Here is a 2,648-nt window from a genome sequence, read left to right as displayed (position 1 = left end):
CTGCGGCAGCGCGGTGAAGCCGGCCGCGACGCCAGCAGGCTTGTTCGCGTCGCCGATCACCGGCGCGTTGACGGGTTCGGTCGCCGACGCCGCGGCAGCCACGGCCGCGGCCTCGTTCTGCGGGTTCTGGCGGTCGATGAGGTAGAAGTCGAGCACGCGGCGCGCGATCGGGCCGGCGGCCTGCGCACCCCAGCCGCCGTTCTCGACGACCAGCGCGACGGCGATCTGCGGATGGTCGACCGGCGCGTATGCGATGAACAGCGCGTGGTCGCGCAGGTGCTCGGCGAGCAGGTGGCCCTTGTAGTTGGAGCCTTGCAGCGAGAACACCTGCGCGGTACCGGTCTTGCCGGCGGCGAGGTACGGCGCGCCGCGGAACACCTTGTACGCGGTGCCGGACGGGTTCTCGATCACGTTCTCCATCCCGCGCTTCACGACGTCGATGTCGGCCTGCTTGAGCGGGATCACTTCGCTTTCCTTCGGCACGGTCAGGTGGCGCCCGCGCGTGATCGGATCCTCGACTTCCTTCACGAGGTGAGGCTTCATCACGACGCCGTTGTTCGCGAGCGTCGCGGTCGCGTGCGCGAGTTGCAGGATCGTGAACGAGTTGTAGCCCTGGCCGATCCCGAGGCTGATCGTCTCGCCGTCGAACCACTTCTGCTGCGCGGCCTTCTTGAACGCCTTCTTCTTCCAGTCGGTCGACGGCAGGATCCCGCGCGCCTCGCCCTGGATGTCGATCCCGGTGATCTGACCGAAGCCGAACGGCTTCATGAAGTTCGCGATCGAGTTCACGCCGAGATCGCGCGCGAGCATGTAGAAGTAGGTGTCGTTCGACACCATGATCGCCTTGTTCATGTCGACCCAGCCCTGGCCCGAGCGTACGTCGTTGCGGAACGTGTGGCCGCCGAACGTGAAGTAGCCCGGATCCTGGAAGCCCCAGCCCGGTGTGCGCTTGCCGAGCGTCAGGCCGGCGAGCGCCATGAACGGCTTGTACGTCGAGCCGGGCGGGTAGGTGCCGTGCAGCGGGCGGTTCAGGAGCGGCTTGTCGGTCGAGTTGTTCAGTTCGTCCCAGGTTTGCTGGTCGATACCGTCGACGAACGAGTTCGGGTCGAAGCTCGGCGACGACACGAACGCGAGCACGTCGCCCGTCTTCGGCTCGATCGCGACCAGCGCGCCGCGTTTGCCGGCGAACGCCTGCTCGGCGACCTGCTGCAGCCCGATGTCGAGCGACAGCACGAGGTTGTTGCCGGGCGTCGCCTGCGTGCGCGACAGCGTGCGCACCGGCCGGCCGCCGGCCGTCACCTCGACTTCCTCGAAGCCCGTCAGCCCGTGCAGCTCGGTCTCGTAGCTTTGCTCGACGCCGATCTTGCCGATGTAGTCGGTGCCCTTGTAGTTGTTCGCGTCGCGGCGCGGATCGTAGTTTTCCTGATCGCTGTCGTTGTCGTCGCTCATCGCGTCGATGCGATCCTGGTCGCGCTTCGAGATCCGGCCGATGTAGCCGATCACGTGCGCGGCCGTCGTGCCGAGCGGATATTGCCGGAACAGCCGTGCGCGCACGTCGACGCCGGGGAAGCGGAAGCGCTGCGCGGTGAAGCGCGCGACTTCCGCGTCGGTGAGCCGGGTGCGGATCGGCAGGCTCTCGAAGTTCTTCGAGTCTTCCTGCAGCTTCTTGAAGCGGCGGCGGTCACGCGCGTCGATCGGGATGATCTCGGACAGCTTGTCGATCGTGTTGTCGAGCGTGTCGTCGAGCTTCGACGGCGTGATCTCGAGCGTATAGGCCGAATAGTTCTTCGCGAGGATCACGCCGTTGCGGTCGGTGATGATCCCGCGGTTCGGCACGATCGGCGCGACGGAGATGCGGTTTTCCTCGGCCTGCAGCGCGTATTTGCCGTGCTGCATCAACTGCAGGTAGAAGAAGCGGCTCGCGAGCAGCCCGAAGCAGACGAACACGAACACGCCCGCCGCCGCGACGCGCAGGCGGAACTTCGAGAGCTGCTGTTGGGTGTCGTTGAATTCGGTCATGCGGTTAGGAGCGATCTGGCCCGCGCGCGCCGAGCGGGCGCGGGCGAGGTGCCGCCCCGAAGCGCGGCGCGCGGCGGGCGTGGAGGCGGCGGGTATTCAAGGCAGGCCCCTGGCTCAGATGGGGCGCGTATCGTCCGGATCGACCGGGCGGCGTTGCGGCATCAGCAGCAGGTGGCTCGCGATCGGCCACAGCGCGGCCTCGACGAAGCCGTCGACCAGGTAGCGCCAGCCCGGGAACGCGGCGCCCATCACGAGGCGGATCACGAACGGGACGAGCTGCGCGACGACCAGCAGCGGCGTGACGTACAGCACCTGCACGCCGATCGGCATCCACAGCACGCGGCGGTGGATCGTGATCGCGCCGTACGACAGCAGCGTATAGGCGAGCGCATGCTCGCCGAGCAGCCCCGCGTCATGCACGTCCATCAGGATGCCGAGCGCGAACGCGACGCCCATCCCGACCTTGCGCGGCTGGTGGATGTTCCAGAACAGCAGCACGAGCGCGACGAAGTCGGGCACGCCGGGCAGGCGGCCCCACGGCATCAGGTTCAGCAGGAACGCGGCGGCGAGGCTGAAGACGATGAAGTACGGATTGACCGGCTGCAGGATGTATTGCGGGCGATTCATCG

General features: G+C 67.3%; 2 protein-coding genes. Both read right to left on the bottom strand.

Features of this window, described 5'->3' with window-relative positions:
• Positions 1-2,019 (bottom strand): penicillin-binding protein 2 (mrdA, locus tag G3N93_RS37935; RefSeq protein WP_206135316.1); only part of this gene is annotated, 2,019 nt, incomplete at its 3' end.
• Between the two features lie 114 nt (positions 2,020-2,133).
• The gene (mreD, locus tag G3N93_RS37930) at positions 2,134-2,646 is read right to left on the bottom strand and encodes a rod shape-determining protein MreD (RefSeq protein ID WP_009687274.1); all 513 of its coding nucleotides are present in this window, start codon (positions 2,644-2,646) and stop codon (positions 2,134-2,136) included.
• Positions 2,647-2,648: the final 2 nt, after the last annotated feature.

The organism is Burkholderia sp. Se-20378 (assembly GCF_017104665.1).
Taxonomy (GTDB): Bacteria; Pseudomonadota; Gammaproteobacteria; order Burkholderiales; family Burkholderiaceae; genus Burkholderia; species Burkholderia lata.
The sequence above is the reverse complement of the archived record's forward strand: the minus strand, read 5'-3'. Positions and strand labels throughout refer to the sequence as shown.

Bases quoted from the DNA above. Each gene is read 5' to 3' on its own strand.
- mreD (WP_009687274.1), bottom strand. From the start codon at position 2,646: ATGAATCGCCCGCAATACATCCTGCAGCCGGTCAATCCGTACTTCATC.